Origin of the sequence: Massilia forsythiae (genome assembly GCF_012849555.1) — a bacterium.
Lineage (GTDB): Bacteria > Pseudomonadota > Gammaproteobacteria > Burkholderiales > Burkholderiaceae_D > Telluria > Telluria forsythiae.
Genome location: NZ_CP051685.1, coordinates 330,574 through 344,012, shown reverse-complemented (window position 1 = coordinate 344,012; position 13,439 = coordinate 330,574). Strand labels below are relative to the sequence as shown.

Annotated in this window: 14 protein-coding genes; 7 read left to right on the top strand and 7 right to left on the bottom strand. The window is 68.6% G+C overall.

The window, feature by feature from the left end; translation table 11 throughout:
• Positions 1-39: 39 nt before the first annotated feature.
• From nagA to htpX, 4 genes are all read right to left on the bottom strand, one after another.
• On the bottom strand, positions 40-1,158 hold the full coding sequence (nagA, locus tag HH212_RS01550; RefSeq protein WP_169433783.1) for an N-acetylglucosamine-6-phosphate deacetylase: 1,119 nt from the start codon (positions 1,156-1,158) through the stop codon (positions 40-42).
• A complete protein-coding gene (locus tag HH212_RS01545) occupies positions 1,155-2,078 on the bottom strand; it encodes a glucosamine kinase nucleotide-binding domain-containing protein (protein WP_169433782.1) in 924 nt (307 codons plus the stop codon). The genes nagA and HH212_RS01545 overlap by 4 nt, the downstream gene beginning before the upstream one ends.
• 116 nt (positions 2,079-2,194) lie before the next feature.
• Entirely contained in the window at positions 2,195-3,286 is a 1,092-nt protein-coding gene (locus tag HH212_RS01540; protein WP_229217514.1) for an AI-2E family transporter, read from the bottom strand.
• Positions 3,287-3,301: 15 nt separating this feature from the next.
• Positions 3,302-4,177, bottom strand: a complete 876-nt coding sequence (htpX, locus tag HH212_RS01535) for a protease HtpX (protein ID WP_169433781.1) — start codon at positions 4,175-4,177, stop codon at positions 3,302-3,304.
• 300 nt (positions 4,178-4,477) lie between these two features.
• Between htpX and HH212_RS01530 the strand changes: the two genes are divergently transcribed.
• The 7 genes from HH212_RS01530 (at position 4,478) to HH212_RS01500 (ending at position 10,206) form a co-directional block, all read left to right on the top strand.
• Complete coding sequence (locus HH212_RS01530; RefSeq protein WP_229217513.1) at positions 4,478-5,557, top strand: acyl-CoA dehydrogenase family protein; 1,080 nt, start codon at positions 4,478-4,480, stop codon at positions 5,555-5,557.
• Entirely contained in the window at positions 5,545-6,333 is a 789-nt protein-coding gene (locus tag HH212_RS01525) for a PIG-L deacetylase family protein (protein WP_169433780.1), read from the top strand. Before HH212_RS01530 ends, HH212_RS01525 begins: the two co-directional genes overlap by 13 nt.
• Positions 6,314-6,958, top strand: a complete 645-nt coding sequence (locus HH212_RS01520) for a methyltransferase domain-containing protein (protein ID WP_169433779.1) — start codon at positions 6,314-6,316, stop codon at positions 6,956-6,958. Before HH212_RS01525 ends, HH212_RS01520 begins: the two co-directional genes overlap by 20 nt.
• Positions 6,955-7,680 carry a glycosyltransferase family 2 protein gene (locus HH212_RS01515; protein WP_169433778.1) on the top strand — a complete coding sequence of 242 codons (726 nt, stop codon included), beginning with the start codon at positions 6,955-6,957 and terminating at the stop codon, positions 7,678-7,680. Before HH212_RS01520 ends, HH212_RS01515 begins: the two co-directional genes overlap by 4 nt.
• A gap of 85 nt (positions 7,681-7,765) precedes the next feature.
• Positions 7,766-8,221: a helix-turn-helix domain-containing protein gene (locus HH212_RS01510; protein ID WP_169433777.1), complete on the top strand. Its 456-nt coding sequence runs from the start codon at positions 7,766-7,768 to the stop codon at positions 8,219-8,221.
• 97 nt (positions 8,222-8,318) lie between these two features.
• On the top strand, positions 8,319-9,299 hold the full coding sequence (locus HH212_RS01505; protein WP_169433776.1) for an IS481 family transposase: 981 nt from the start codon (positions 8,319-8,321) through the stop codon (positions 9,297-9,299).
• Complete coding sequence (locus HH212_RS01500; RefSeq protein ID WP_169433775.1) at positions 9,289-10,206, top strand: IS3 family transposase; 918 nt, start codon at positions 9,289-9,291, stop codon at positions 10,204-10,206. Before HH212_RS01505 ends, HH212_RS01500 begins: the two co-directional genes overlap by 11 nt.
• A gap of 166 nt (positions 10,207-10,372) precedes the next feature.
• On the opposite strand, the gene otsB is transcribed toward HH212_RS01500, so the two are convergent.
• From otsB to HH212_RS01485, 3 genes are all read right to left on the bottom strand, one after another.
• Positions 10,373-11,173 carry a trehalose-phosphatase gene (gene otsB, locus HH212_RS01495; RefSeq protein ID WP_169433774.1) on the bottom strand — a complete coding sequence of 267 codons (801 nt, stop codon included), beginning with the start codon at positions 11,171-11,173 and terminating at the stop codon, positions 10,373-10,375.
• Entirely contained in the window at positions 11,170-12,846 is a 1,677-nt protein-coding gene (locus HH212_RS01490) for an alpha,alpha-trehalose-phosphate synthase (UDP-forming) (protein ID WP_169433773.1), read from the bottom strand. Before HH212_RS01490 ends, otsB begins: the two co-directional genes overlap by 4 nt.
• A gap of 188 nt (positions 12,847-13,034) precedes the next feature.
• A complete protein-coding gene (locus HH212_RS01485; RefSeq protein ID WP_308633236.1) occupies positions 13,035-13,439 on the bottom strand; it encodes a GFA family protein in 405 nt (134 codons plus the stop codon).

Here is a 13,439-nt window from a genome sequence, read left to right as displayed (position 1 = left end):
TCCGGCGCGACCGTGGCGCCAGGCCGGGTGGACGGGGCCTCAGTCAGCGGCGACTGCACAGGCTTCTCCTTCGACATAGACGGCTTTCAGCTGCAGGTCGCGGTCCAGCACCACCAGGTCGGCGTGGCAGCCCGGCGCCAGGCGCCCGCGGCGGGTCTCGCCCAGGTAGTCGGCGGCATTGGTCGAGACGCGGCGCGCGGCGTCGGCCAGGTCCAGGCCGATCGCCACCAGGTTGCGCAGCGCCTGGTCCATGGTGAGGGTGCTGCCGGCCAGGGTACCGTCCGCCAGGCGCACGCCGCCCATGCACTTGTGCACGACCTGGCGGCCCAGCATGTAGTCGCCGTCGGGCATGCCGGCGGCGGCGGTGGAATCGGTCACGCAGTACAGGTGGGGAATCGCGCGCAGCGCCACCTTGATCGCGCCCGGATGCACGTGCAGCAGGTCGGGGATGATCTCGGCGTATTCGGCATGCGCCAGCGCGGCGCCGACCATGCCGGGGTCGCGGTGGTGCAGGCCCGGCATGGCGTTGAACAGGTGGGTGAAGCCGGCCGCGCCGTGCTCCAGCGCGCGCACGCCGTCCTCGTAGGAGCCGGTGGTGTGGCCGACCTGCACGCGGATGCCGGCGTCCGCCAGCGCGCGCACCAGCGCCAAATGGCCTTCGAGTTCGGGCGCCACCGTGATCAGGCGCAGCGGCGCGCGCGCGCCCAGGCGCTCGACTTCGCCGAGGGATGCTTCGCGTGCGAACGGCGGCTGGGCCCCCAGCTTGCCGGAATTGATGTACGGGCCTTCCAGGTGCACGCCCAGGATGCGCGCTTCGCCGCGGCCGCGCGCGCGGACGGCGGACCCGATGGCGTCCAGCGCACGTTCGATGTCGGGCAGCGGCGCGGTCATGGTGGTGGCCAGCAGGCTGGTGGTGCCGTGGCGCGCGTGCAGGCGCGCGATGGCGTGCGCGGCGTCGCCGCCTTCCATCATGTCGCGTCCGGCGCCGCCGTGCACGTGCAGGTCGATGAAGCCGGGCAGGATGTAGTCGTCGCCGTTGGCGGACGGATCGGCGGGCGCGCCCTCGATCGTCGCGATGGTGCCGGCGCCATGGCGCAGCGCGCCGTGCAGCCAGCCGTCCGGTGTCAGGATGTTGCCGGTCAAGGTGGCGTGGTTCACTGGCGTGCCTCCGGCCGGCCGGGCGCGCTGGCGTGCCGGGTCAGGTAGAGCGCGGCCATGCGCAGGGCACCCTGCGCCGAATCGCCGCGCGGCGGCGTGGCGCGCGCCGCCAGGGCGGGCGGCAGCCAGGGGCGCAGCGCCGCGCCGAGGCTGCCGCACAGGGCCAGCGGCAGCGCGCCCTGCGGGTCGAGCGCGCGCGCGATGTTCGCCGCTTCACGGCCGGCTTCCAGCAGGATCGTGTGCGCCACCGGGTCGTCGGCGTGGCGCAGCACCAAGGGCGCCAGGCCGGCGTAGGCGGTCTGGTTGGCTTGCGCTAGCCAGGCCTGCACCGTGTCGCGGCAGCCGTTGCCGCCGCCGCAGGCGGCCGTCAGGTCATGCGCGAACGGGCTGGCGGGGCGGCGCCCGTCCAGCACCTGCTGCAGGTGGTTGACCGCGCGCAGCCCGATCCAGCCGCCGCCGGCCTCGTCGCCGGCCGGGAAGCCCCAGCCGCCGACTTCGCGCCGGGCGCCGTCGGCCAGCAGGGCTTCGCCGACGCTGCCGGTGCCGATGGCGACGATGGCGCCGGGAGCGCCGTCGTGGGCTCCCATCAGGGTGGTGAAGGCATCGGTTTCCAGGACCAGGGCGGCATAGCCCGGATCGCCGGCGACGAAATCCGCCGCCCACTGGCGGTTGTGCACGCCTGCCAGGCCGAGGCCGATGGCCACTTGCCGCGGCGCCGGCTGTGCCAGCCCGGCCGCATCGAAGGCGGCCTGCACGGCGCCGCGTACCGCCGTCCAGGCGCGTTCCACGCCCAGCCCGAGGCCGGAAGGCCCGCCGGCGCCTTGCGCCAGTTCCTGCCAGGCGCCGGCGCCGTCGCCGCGCGCCAGGCGCACCCTGGTGCCGGTGCCGCCGCCGTCGACGCCGATGAGATAGTCGATCATGAGTATGTCCTGCCGAAAGGTCAGGGCACTATAGGAGCGGCGGATTGGGCTGTCAACAGGTCTTTAATTGGTATTGGCTGGTCCGGCCATCGTTTGCAATTGCATGACTGCCAACACTATGGCGTGCGGTAATCTTCCAATCCTGAACTGGTATGTAGCGCGGTATGCTCTGCCGGAGGCGCAGGCAGCACGGCGTCGTCGCCGCGCAGCCACGCGAACAGCAGCGCCATCAGGAACGGGCCGACGAACAGGCCGATCACGCCCAGCGTCGACACCCCGCCCAGCAGGCCGAACAGCACCGCCAGGAACGGCAGGTTGACGCGCCGGCCGATCAGTTTCGGCCGGATGAACTTGTCGACCATGAACAGTTCGACCGCGCCCCAGCTGAACAGGCCGAGCGCCGCGCCCGAGTGGCCCTGTCCCAGGAGCAGCAGCGACACCGCCGTGAACGACAGCGGCGCGCCGCCGGGGATCAGGGCCAGGTAGCCGGTGATCACCGCCAGCAGCGCCGGCGCCGGGGCGCCGGCCAGCGCATACGCGATGCCGAGCACGATGCCTTCCAGGATCGCGATCGAGCACAGGCCGAGCGCGGTGCCGCGCACCGACAGCGGGAACAGGCGGCGCAGCAGCGGATAGTGCTGGGGCAGCAGGCGCGCCCCGGCGCGGTCGGTGTAATGCACGGCGGCGGCACCGTGTAGGTACAGCACGAACAGGGTCAGGAGGGTCAGGAACAGGTACAGGGCGTTGGCCAGGATGGTCGAGCCCCAGGTGCGCGCCGCGCCGGTCAGGTGCGGCATGAAGTCGCCGAGCGTGCTGCGCAGCAGGCCGTTGAGGCCGCCCGGCGTGGCCAGGTGCTCGGTCCACCACTTAAGCGCCGGTTCCGCCACCAGCGGCAGGCGCGCCACCCAGTCCGGCACCGGCACGCCGCTGCCGTTCAGCTGGGCGAACAGGCGCTGCACGCCGGCCAGCTCGCTGCTGAGGGCATTGAACAACAATACCGACGGCCCCAGGAAGCTGATCACCAGCAGGCCCACCAGCAGGGCGGCGCTGGCGGCGCGCGGCCAGCCGCGCCGCAGCAGGCGCTGGTGCAGCGGCCAGGTGATCGTCGCCAGCAGCGCCGCCCAGGCCAGCGAGCCGAGGAAATGCTGCAGCAAGAAGGCCAGCGCGAGCGCGAACAGCGTCGGCAGCACGAAGGGCGGTGTCCGCATCGGCCGGCCGTTCACTCAGCTGCCCTGGAGGGCGGCGATGCGCGCCTCGGTGGACGGGTGGGTGCTGAACAGGGACAGCACGCCGCCGCCGGCGATGCCGGACGCCGCCATGTTCTTCGGCAGGTCGCCCTGGGCGATGCCGCCCAGGCGGCGCAGCGCGGCGATCATCGGACGCGGCGTGCCCATGATGCCGGCCGAGCCGCGGTCGGCGCGGAATTCGCGCTGGCGCGAGAACCAGGCCACGATGATGCTGGCCAGCAGGCCGAACAGCAGGTCGCACACCACCGAGGTGACGGTGAAGGCGATGCCGGGGCCGTGGCTTTCACCTTCCTCGCCGCGGCGCAGGAAGCCGTCGACGAAGTAGGCGACCACGCGCGCTGCGAAGATGACGAAGGTGTTGACCACGCCCTGGATCAGCGTCAGCGTGACCATGTCGCCGTTGGCGATGTGGGCCACTTCGTGGGCCAGCACGGCTTCGGCTTCCTCGCGCGTCATCGCGTCCAGCAGGCCGGTCGACACCGCCACCAGCGACGCGTTCCTGGTGGCGCCGGTGGCGAAGGCGTTCGGCTCGCCCGGGTAGATGGCGACTTCCGGCATGGCGATACCGGCCTTGTTGGCTTGCGCGGCGACGGTCTGCACCAGCCATTGTTCGGTCTGGTTGGCCGGCTGCCCGATGACGCGCGCCCCGGTCGAGAACTTGGCGATCGGCTTCGACAGCCAGAGTGAGATGAAGGCGCCGCCGAAGCCCATCAGGGCGGCGAAGCCGAGCAGGGCGCCCAGGTTCAAGCCGTTCGCGGTGAGGTATTTGTTCACACCGAGCAGGCTCGCCGAGATGCCGAGCACGAGCATGATGGCAAGGTTGGTGGCGATAAACAGCAGGATGCGTTTCATGATCAGGGTCTCGTCATGGTTAATAAAAGACAACGGCCATCCATTCGTAGTGCATTGACCGTTTCCAAGCCGACAGCTTAAAACAAGCATGAGATCGTAAAAAGCGAAGTTCATGGAATGGTTACTTCGAAAAAAACTAAGTTCGACACGATTCGGCATGCGCTTCGATCGGCTGGTGCGTGACGAGCCCGGGTAACACGGCGATACGCCGTCGATACCGCCGGGATGCCGCCAGTCTGCGCTCGCGTGCGGGAGTCTGCAAGCCCCAAGTGGTACGATGCAATTTTCGCAATCTTTATCATGCCTAACGACCTGCTTCCCTTCGCCTCCTCCGATGGTGCCGATGCCTGCAGCCGGCTGCAGGGCCACTTGCACGGCCTGCGCGGCCTGGATGCGGGCGCCGCCCTGCGCCGGCTGGTAGAGGCCGGCGCGGATCGCCTGCCGCTGCCGGGCCAAGGGCGCACCCTCGAACGCTGGCGCGCGCTGGCCGCCGTCGGCGCCCGTGATCTCAGCCTGGCCAAGCTGTTCGAAGGCCATACCGATGCGCTGGCCATCCTGGCCGAGGCCGGCATGGATGGCCTGGCGCGGCCCGGCTCGACCTGGGGCACCTGGTGCGCTGAACCGCCCGACGCGCGCGTGCTGCTGCAGGCCGGCCCCGATGGCGGATTCGTGCTGGCCGGGCGCAAGGCCTGGTGCTCGGGCGCGCAGCACATGTCGCATGCGGTGCTCAGCTGCTGGAACGCGGCCGGCGAGGCGATGCTGGCCGCGGTCGAGATGCGCCAGCCGGGCGTGCGCGTGACGGACGACGGCTGGAACGCCATCGGCATGCAGGGCTCCGGCAGCGTCGACGTGCAGTTCGACGGCGCCCGCGCCACGCCGCTGGGCGAGTCCGGCTTTTATGTGCGCCGGCCCGGCTTCTGGCACGGCGGCGCCGGCGTGGCGGCGGTCTGGTACGGCGCGGCGACCGCGCTGGCGGAGGCGCTGCGCCGCCGCCTGGCGGGCCAGGCCGACGCGCACCGGCTGGCGCAGCTGGGCGAGGTGACGGTGGCGCTGCAGGGCAGCGCCGCGCTGCTGCGCGAGAGCGCCGCCGCCATCGACGCCGCGCCGCACGACAATGCGATGCTGGCGGCGGTGTCGGTGCGCCTGTCGGTGGAAGCGGCGGCCACGACGGCGCTGGCGGCGGTGGGGCGCGCACTGGGGCCGGGGCCGATGTGCAAGGACCCGGCGATGGCGCGCCTGTTCGCCGACCTGCCGGTGTTCCTGCGCCAGAGCCACGCCGAACGCGACCAGGAAACGGTCGGGCGCGTGGTCGGGCAAGGGCCGGCGGACGATGCGGCGGACGACGTGGCAAACGTAAGGAGGGCGCCATGGACGCTGTGAACCGCGACCGCAGCATCGTCGGCACCGGCACTTCCGCGCAGGACTGGCGCGCCGATGCCGGCGTGGCCGCGCTGCCGGCCGCCGGCGTGGATGCGCTGGTGCCGCCCGGCGCGCGCCTGCTGGTGGTGGCGCCGCATCCGGACGATGAGATCCTGTCCTGCGGCGGGCTGCTGCACCTGCTGGCGCAGCGCGGCGGCGCCGCGCCGGCGGTCGTGGTGGTGGCGGTCACCGACGGCGAGCGCAGCCACGAGAACTCGCCCGACTGGCCGCGCGCGCGCCTGCTGGCCACCCGGCCGGGCGAGACCGAGGCGGCGCTGCGCTGCCTGGGCATCGCCGCACCCCAAATCGTCCGGCTCGGCATCCCCGACGGCGGCGTGCGCGCCGCCGAGGCCGACCTGGTCGGACGCCTGCGCGCCATCGTGCGGGCCGGCGACGTGGTGGTCACCACCTGGCGCTACGACGGCCATCCCGACCACGAAGCCACCGCGCGCGCCTGCGCCGCCGCGGCGGCGGCATGCGGCGCGCGCGTGCTGGAAGCGCCGGTGTGGGGCTGGCACTGGAGCGCGCCGGGCGACGGCGCCATGCCGCTGGCACAAGCCGTGAAACTGGCGCTGCCGCCGCAAGCGGTGCAAAGCAAGCGCGAGGCGATGGCCTGTTTCCACAGCCAGATATCGCCGGACGCCAGCACCGGCGCCGCGCCCATCCTTCCCGCGCATGCCCTGGCGCGCGCGTTCAATCCATTCGAGGTGTATTTCCATGACTGCCCAACCGCCTGAGCGCAAGGCCCATTTCGAGGCGCTGTACGCCGCCAACGAGGATCCGTGGAACGTGCGCGGCGCCTGGTACGAGCGGCGCAAGCGCGCCGTGCTGCTGGCCAGCCTGGCCAGGCCGCACTACCGCAGCGTCTACGAGCCCGGCTGCGGCAACGGCGAGATGAGCGCCGCGCTGGCGCTGCGCTGCGAGCGCCTGCTGGTCAGCGACGGCTCGCCCAGCGCGCTGGCGGCGGCGCGGCGGCGGCTGCAGGAAGGCGCCGACCCCGCATCCACGGCGCCCGGGCATGTGCGTTTCGAGCAGCTGGGCCTGCCGGACGAGTGGCCGGCGGACACCCGCTTCGACCTGGTCGTCATCAGCGAATTCGCCTACTACCTGGACGCCGCCGCGCTGGACGACATGCTGCAACGGGCGCGCGCCAGCCTCGACGACGACGGCGAACTGGTGCTGTGCCATTACCTGCACGGCTTCGACGACCACATCACCCCGACCGCGACGGTGCACGCGCTGGCCGGCCGCTTGCCCGGCCTGGTGCGCACCCTGCATCACCGCGACGCCGACTTCCTGCTGGAAGCCTGGCAGGTCGCTTCCGATTCTTCAAGCAACGCATCGAAAGGAACCCCGACATGATCGGTATCGCCATCCCGGCCCACAACGAGGAAAGCAACCTGGACGCCTGCCTGGTCTCGCTGCTGGCCGCCGCCCGCCATCCGCTGCTGGACGGCGAAAAAGTATGCGTGCAGGTCGTTCTCGACGCCTGCGACGACGGCTCGGCCGCCGTGGTGGCGCGCCACCAGGCCGCCTTCGCCGCCGCCGGCATGGCGCTGGACATGGAGGAGGTCGCAGCGCGCCAGGTCGGCGTGGCGCGTGCGCTCGGCGCACGCCGCCTGCTGGCGCAGGGCGCACGCTGGCTGGCCTTTACCGACGCCGATACGCGCGTCTCGCCGCGCTGGCTGGTGGCGCAGCTGGCGCAGGGCGCAGACGTGGTGTGCGGCTCGGTGGCGGTGGACGACTGGTCGCCGCACGCCGCCAACGCCCAGGCGCTGCGCGCCCACTTCGCCGACACCTACCAGGACCGCGACGGCCACCGCCACATCCACGGCGCCAACCTGGGCGTGAGCGCCGAGGCCTACCAGGCGGCCGGCGGCTTCGAGGCGGTGGCCTGCCACGAGGACGTGTTGCTGGTCAAGGCGCTGGAACGCATCGGCGCGCGCTTCGCCTGGAGCGCGCAGCCGCGCGTCTACACCAGCGCCCGCACCGACGCGCGCGCGCGCGGCGGGTTCGGGGATACGTTGTTGGCGGTGCTGGCGGGGAAGGCGCAGGGGCAGCAGGGGCAGGCTGCGGCGCAGTAATGATGGTAGAACAGCGTCGTCCCCGCGCAGGTGAACTGCCCTAAGGAAGTTGGACAGGAAAACCGTTCAACTTTCGAAGGATCAGATGTTCAAGTATCTAGACGAATTCAAGCACAAGGTAGTGCTGGAGTACTTCAGCGGTACCATGGGTTTCCGCCGTTTGTCGGCGCATCACGAGGTAAATATTGGATCGGTCAAACGATGGGTAGCGGCTTATCGTTTGCATGGGATGGAAGGAATCAGCCGCAAGGTAACGCGCTATGATGCCCAGTTTAAGCTGTCGGCACTACAGTACATGTGGGACAATGGATTGTCGATGAAACAGACGGCAGCCATCTTCAATGTTCGCAACCCGACCAGTATTGGGATATGGGAGAGCCGCTATAGCAGCGGTGGCTTGGAGGCATTGGCCAAGCCGCACAATCACGCTCGCCAAATGAAAGCACCTACGAAAAAACCTGCCGCCAAACCTGATGCCGAACGTACGCTTGATGAGGTGCTCAAGGAAAACGAGTACTTGCGTATGGAGGTAGATGTTTAGACTCGTGGGATCATGTACCCACCCGTAGCTGGCCGCTCTTCAAGGCCAGGAACGTTTTGCGTACACTGTTTCAATCTGATCTTTCGCCGACAATTCAATGACCCAAGCGCTGCACAGCCAAGCCCGCACTACTCACCTGATTCGCGAGGAAATTAGGAACTCGACGCTACCGCAAGCCGAACTGGCCAGGCTGTACAACGTTACGCGCCAGACTATCCGGAAGTGGCAAAACCGCGATTCGCCGGAAGACAAGTCGCACGCTCCGGTCAAGATGTACACCACACTTTCACCTGAACAGGAACTCATCGTGGTAGAGCTGCGCAAGACGCTGCTGTTACCGACCGACGACCTACTGGCGATCACGCGTGAATTCGTTAATCCTGCCGTTTCCCGCGCTGGTTTGGGACGCTGCCTGCGTCGTTATGGGGTCTCGGACCTGCGCGACCTGGTCGAGCAGGAAAACGCTGCGCCGGTCACGAAAAAGACCTTCAAGGATTACGAGCCAGGCTTCGTACACATCGATATCAAGTATCTGCCTCAAATGCCCGACGAAACGTCACGGCGTTACCTGTTCGTCGCCATCGACCGTGCCACGCGCTGGGTCTACATCGGCCTGTACGCCGACCAAACCGACAGCAGCAGCGTCGATTTCCTGGCGAAGGTGCAGCAGGCCTGTCCCGTCAAGATCATCAAGCTGCTGACCGACAACGGCAGCCAGTTCACGGATCGCTTCACCGCTGGCAGCAAGAAAAAGGAACCCAGCGGCACGCACGCGTTCGACCGGCTGTGCAAACAGCTTGGCATCGAGCACCGCCTTATTCCGCCTTGTCACCCGCAGACCAATGGCATGGTCGAGCGCTTCAACGGCCGTATCAGCGACATCGTCAATCAAACACGTTTCGGCTCAGCCGCCGAACTGGAATCGACGCTGCGTAATTACGTCAAGATTTACAACCACTGCATTCCGCAGCGAGCCCTCGACCATAAAACACCTGTTCAAGCACTCAAAGACTGGCACGAAAAACGCCCCGAATTGTTCAGGAAACGCGTGTATAACCAGGCGGGTCTTGACAGGTAGAGGTTCTAAAAAAGCTGCAAGCCTTAGCTCAAGCACAAAAGCAGCCCGCGCCCAAAAAGCGCAGGTAGTGCATGAATTAAGGCAAAAATACCCAATTGTTACCCTGCTCAAGATCGTCAATCTTCCCAAGAGCAATTTTTACTATTGGGACAAGGCCAGGCAAAGGCCAGATAGACACGAAGGCATCAAACAGCTTATCAAGATGACGTTTGATGCGCACAAAGGGCGTTACGGCTACCGCCGCGTAGCAAGCGCCTTGGTACAGGCAGGTAAAAAAATTCATGCCAATACCGTCCAACGGCTGATGCAGGCAGAAGGATTGAAGTCGTCACAACGAGTTAAACGATATAAATCGTATAAAGTTCAAGTAGGCATAGTCGCGCCAAATGTGCTCAAGCGGGAGTTTACTGCAGGCGAACCTAACCAGAAATGGGTCACTGACGTCACCGAGTTCAAAGTAGGGCAAGACAAGCTGTACTTCTCACCAATCAAGGATTTGTTTAACGGGGAAATCGTTGCGTATTCATTCGATACACGGCCAGTGTTCACCCTGGTAACTTCAATGCTCACGAAGGCACAGCAAAAGCTGGGCATCAATGAAAAACCAATGCTTCATTCGGACCAGGGCTGGCATTACCAGATGACTCAATACCGCAAGATGCTGAGCGACGCCGGCATGGAGCAAAGCATGTCCAACAAAGGTAACTGCTACGACAACGCGTCCATGGAAAGCTTCTTCGGCATCTTGAAGTCAGAGTGTTTCCACAATCACAAATTTGCCAGCATCGATGACCTAAAGAAGACCATCGTGGATTACGTGCAGTATTACAATCAAGACCGGATCAGGATCGGCCTTGGCGGCATGAGTCCTGTTCAATATAGACTAGCACACGCCAAGACCGCATAATCCCCCTGTCCAACTTTCTTAGGTCACTTCAAGGCGGGGACCCATACTGAGCTATTAAGAATCGATATACTGAAAGCAGCCCGGTTCTTCGTATGTATCGATTTCAGGACTTCATCATGGGTTCCCGCCAAGGGGGCCGCCAAGGCCGGGAACGACGGGTTGGTGATCACGCAAAGGGCATTAGTCGCGTAGTCGGCTCGTCGCGCAGCCCTTCGCCGCTCAACGCGAGCAGCAGTTCCAGGCAATCCGCCACCGAGGCCTGGTCCGGCACGCCGAAACGCGCCGCCGACGGACCGTCCGCTCCCACCTTCACCGTCACCCACGAAGGCGGCGCGCGCCGGAACACCAGCTCGTCGTTCTCGTCGTCGCCGATGAAGAACACATTCTCCGTCCCCATGCGCCGCGCCAGTTCGCGCAGCGCGCCGAACTTGTCGACCGAGCCGGCCGGCAGCAGGTTGAACACGCATTTGCCGCCCACCACCTCCGGCGCCGGTTGCAGGGCAGCGATGCGCGCCGCCAGCGCGCGCCGGGCGGCCTCGTGGTCGGGCGTCTGGCGGTAGTGCAGGCACAGCGTGTAGCGCTTGTCTTCCAGCACCACGCCGTCGCCGAGCGCAGTGCTCACGCCGCCGAGCTGGGCATGCCAGCCGGCGCATACGGCGGCCTGCGCCGCCAGCCGGGCCGGATCGGCGCCCGGCATGCCCTCGGCGCCGTGGTTGCCGATCACCCAGCGCGGCGTGCCCGCCAATCGCGGGCGCACGTCGGCCACGCCGCGGCCGGTGACCACCGCGACCGGCAGGCGCCGCGCCAGTTCGGCGAAGGCGGCCGCTGGCCGGGCGTCCATCCACACCTGGTCCGGGCGCGGCCGGATCGGCGCCAGCGTGCCGTCGAAATCGAAGCCGAGCAGCGGGTCGGCGCGCAGCAGGCCGGCGAGGGCGGCTCGTCCGGCCGGGGAGAGCAGGCCGATCATGCGAGCGCGCCGAACGCGGCCGGCGCCGGTGGCGCGCACAGCGCAGGCACAGGCACCGGCGGCGCGCACAGGGCAAGCGCGGGCGCCGCCAGCGGCGCGGACATGGTGCGCAGCGGCGCGCAGGCCGGCGCGCAGGCGGCCTGACGGCGCGCGGCGGACGCGGCGCGCACGCCGTCTTCCAGCAGCCGCGCCGCCCAGCCGAACACGGTATGGCGCCGCACCACCGCGCGCATCGCCGCCATGCGCGCCGCCTGTTCGCGCGCCGGCATCGCCAGCGCGGCGCCGATCGCGGCGGCGGTCGCCTCGATGTCGCGCGGGTCGACCGGCAGTGCGTGCGCCAGTTCCGCTGCGGCGCCGGCGAAGCGGCTCAGCACCAGCGCGCCGCGCAGGTCGTCGCGCGCGGCCACGAATTCCTTGGCCACCAGGTTCATGCCGTCGTGCAGGCTGGTCACCAGGCAGGCGTCGCAAGCGCGGTAGCAGTCGAGCACCGTGGCCGCATCCACGCTGGCCAGGTGCAGCAGCACCGGCAGGCGGCCGGCAGCGCCGAAGCGCGCGTTGATGCGCGCCGCCAGCGCACGCACCTCGCGCTCCAGGCGCTGGTACGCCGGCACCGCGCCGCGCCCCGGGGCGGCGATCTGCAGCAGCGTCACCCGGCCGGCCTGGTGCGGATGGCGTTCCAGGAAGCGCTCGAACGCGCGCAGGCGCTCAGGCAAGCCCTTGGTGTAGTCGAGCCGGTCGACGCCGAGCAGCAGGCGCGCCGCCGCCGGCACGCCGAAGCGCGCATCGATGCGTCGGCGCGCGGCGGCGCCGTCGTCCACGGCGGGCGCCGGCCAGGCGATCGAGATCGGGTAGGCGCCGGCGGCGGCATGCGGCATGATGCGCGCGGATGCCGATGACAGCGCCGCCGCTCCCGCGCGCGCGGCGCGCGCGGCGCTGAAGTGGGCCAGGTCGGCGGCGGTCTGCAGGCCGACCACGGTGCTGCACAACAGCCCATCCACCAGGGCATCGCGCCAGGGCAGGCGCGCCAGCGATTGCGGTTCCGGAAAAGGGATGTGCCAGAACGTGACGATGACCGCGTCCGGCAGGCGTTCGCGCACCATGCGCGGCACCAGCGCCAGGTGGTAATCCTGGACCAGCACCAGCGGCCGCGCGCTGCGCGCCTCCGCCACCACGGCGTCGGCGAAGCGGCGGTTCACCCGGCGGTAGCAGTCCCAGTCGGACGCGCGGAACACCGGTTCCACGCTGGCGCGGTGGCACAGCGGCCACAGTGCTTCGTTGGCCAGGCCGTGATAGTAGCCGTCGACCTCCGCGTCGGACAGCCATAGCCGGCGCAGGCGGTAGGATGCCGGCAGGTGCTCGGGCAGCACGTGGTCCTGGCCGTCGCAGGTGGCGCGGTCGGCGCTGCCGCTGCCGTGCGCGATCCAGCAGCCGCCCTGGGCCGACAGTACCGCTTCCAGCGCCGTCACCAGTCCGCCCGGCGGGCGCGCGGCGGCGATGCCGGCGCCGGTGTGCGAATGGACCCAAGGGGCGCGGTTCGAGACCACGACGATGTCGTCGCCACAGTCGAGCCGGTCGAGCAGGCGCGCCAGGTCGGCGGCGTCGCGCACGTCGTGCGCCCTGGTAGGCTGGGCATCGCGCCAGCCGCTGTTCGAACCGCACGCCTTTTCTTTCATCACGCCGTATTCCTCTGGTCGGATCAATCCGACAAGGATAGCGCCGATGAGAAAAAACCAACGTTCGGCTGCGCACCGATGCGTGGATCCGGCCGGTGCAGGCGCGTGCCGCGCCATGCAACGACGAGCAACGCAGCACCCGCTTGCTAGGCGCGTCAGCAACGACCGGTTCCCTACTGAGATAGGTTCTAAGGGCCGATGGGATCGGTCCGTATCGTCCAGTCGTCGTTGCGGCCGTCGAGCCAGGAGACCGGCGCCGCCGCCAGCTCGGCCGCCGTGGCGTCGTCCAGGCAAGCCACGCTGACCGCCACGTACGGTCCGCGCTGCGGCGAGGCGCCGGTGTGGAACGGCTTGATGCCGCAGACGGCGCAAAACACGTGCTGCTCGATGCCTGTGTTGCAGCGGTATGCCGACAGCGCCGCCGCGCCCTGCAGCAGCCGGAACGCCGCCGGGGCCACGATCGCCGCCCAGTTGCGCTGCTTTGCGCACAGCGTGCAGTTGCAGCGGATCGTGCCGGCCGACAGGTCGATGTCGGCTTCGAAGTGCACCGCGCCGCAATGGCAACTGCCGCGGTAGGTACGGATTCCCGTCAC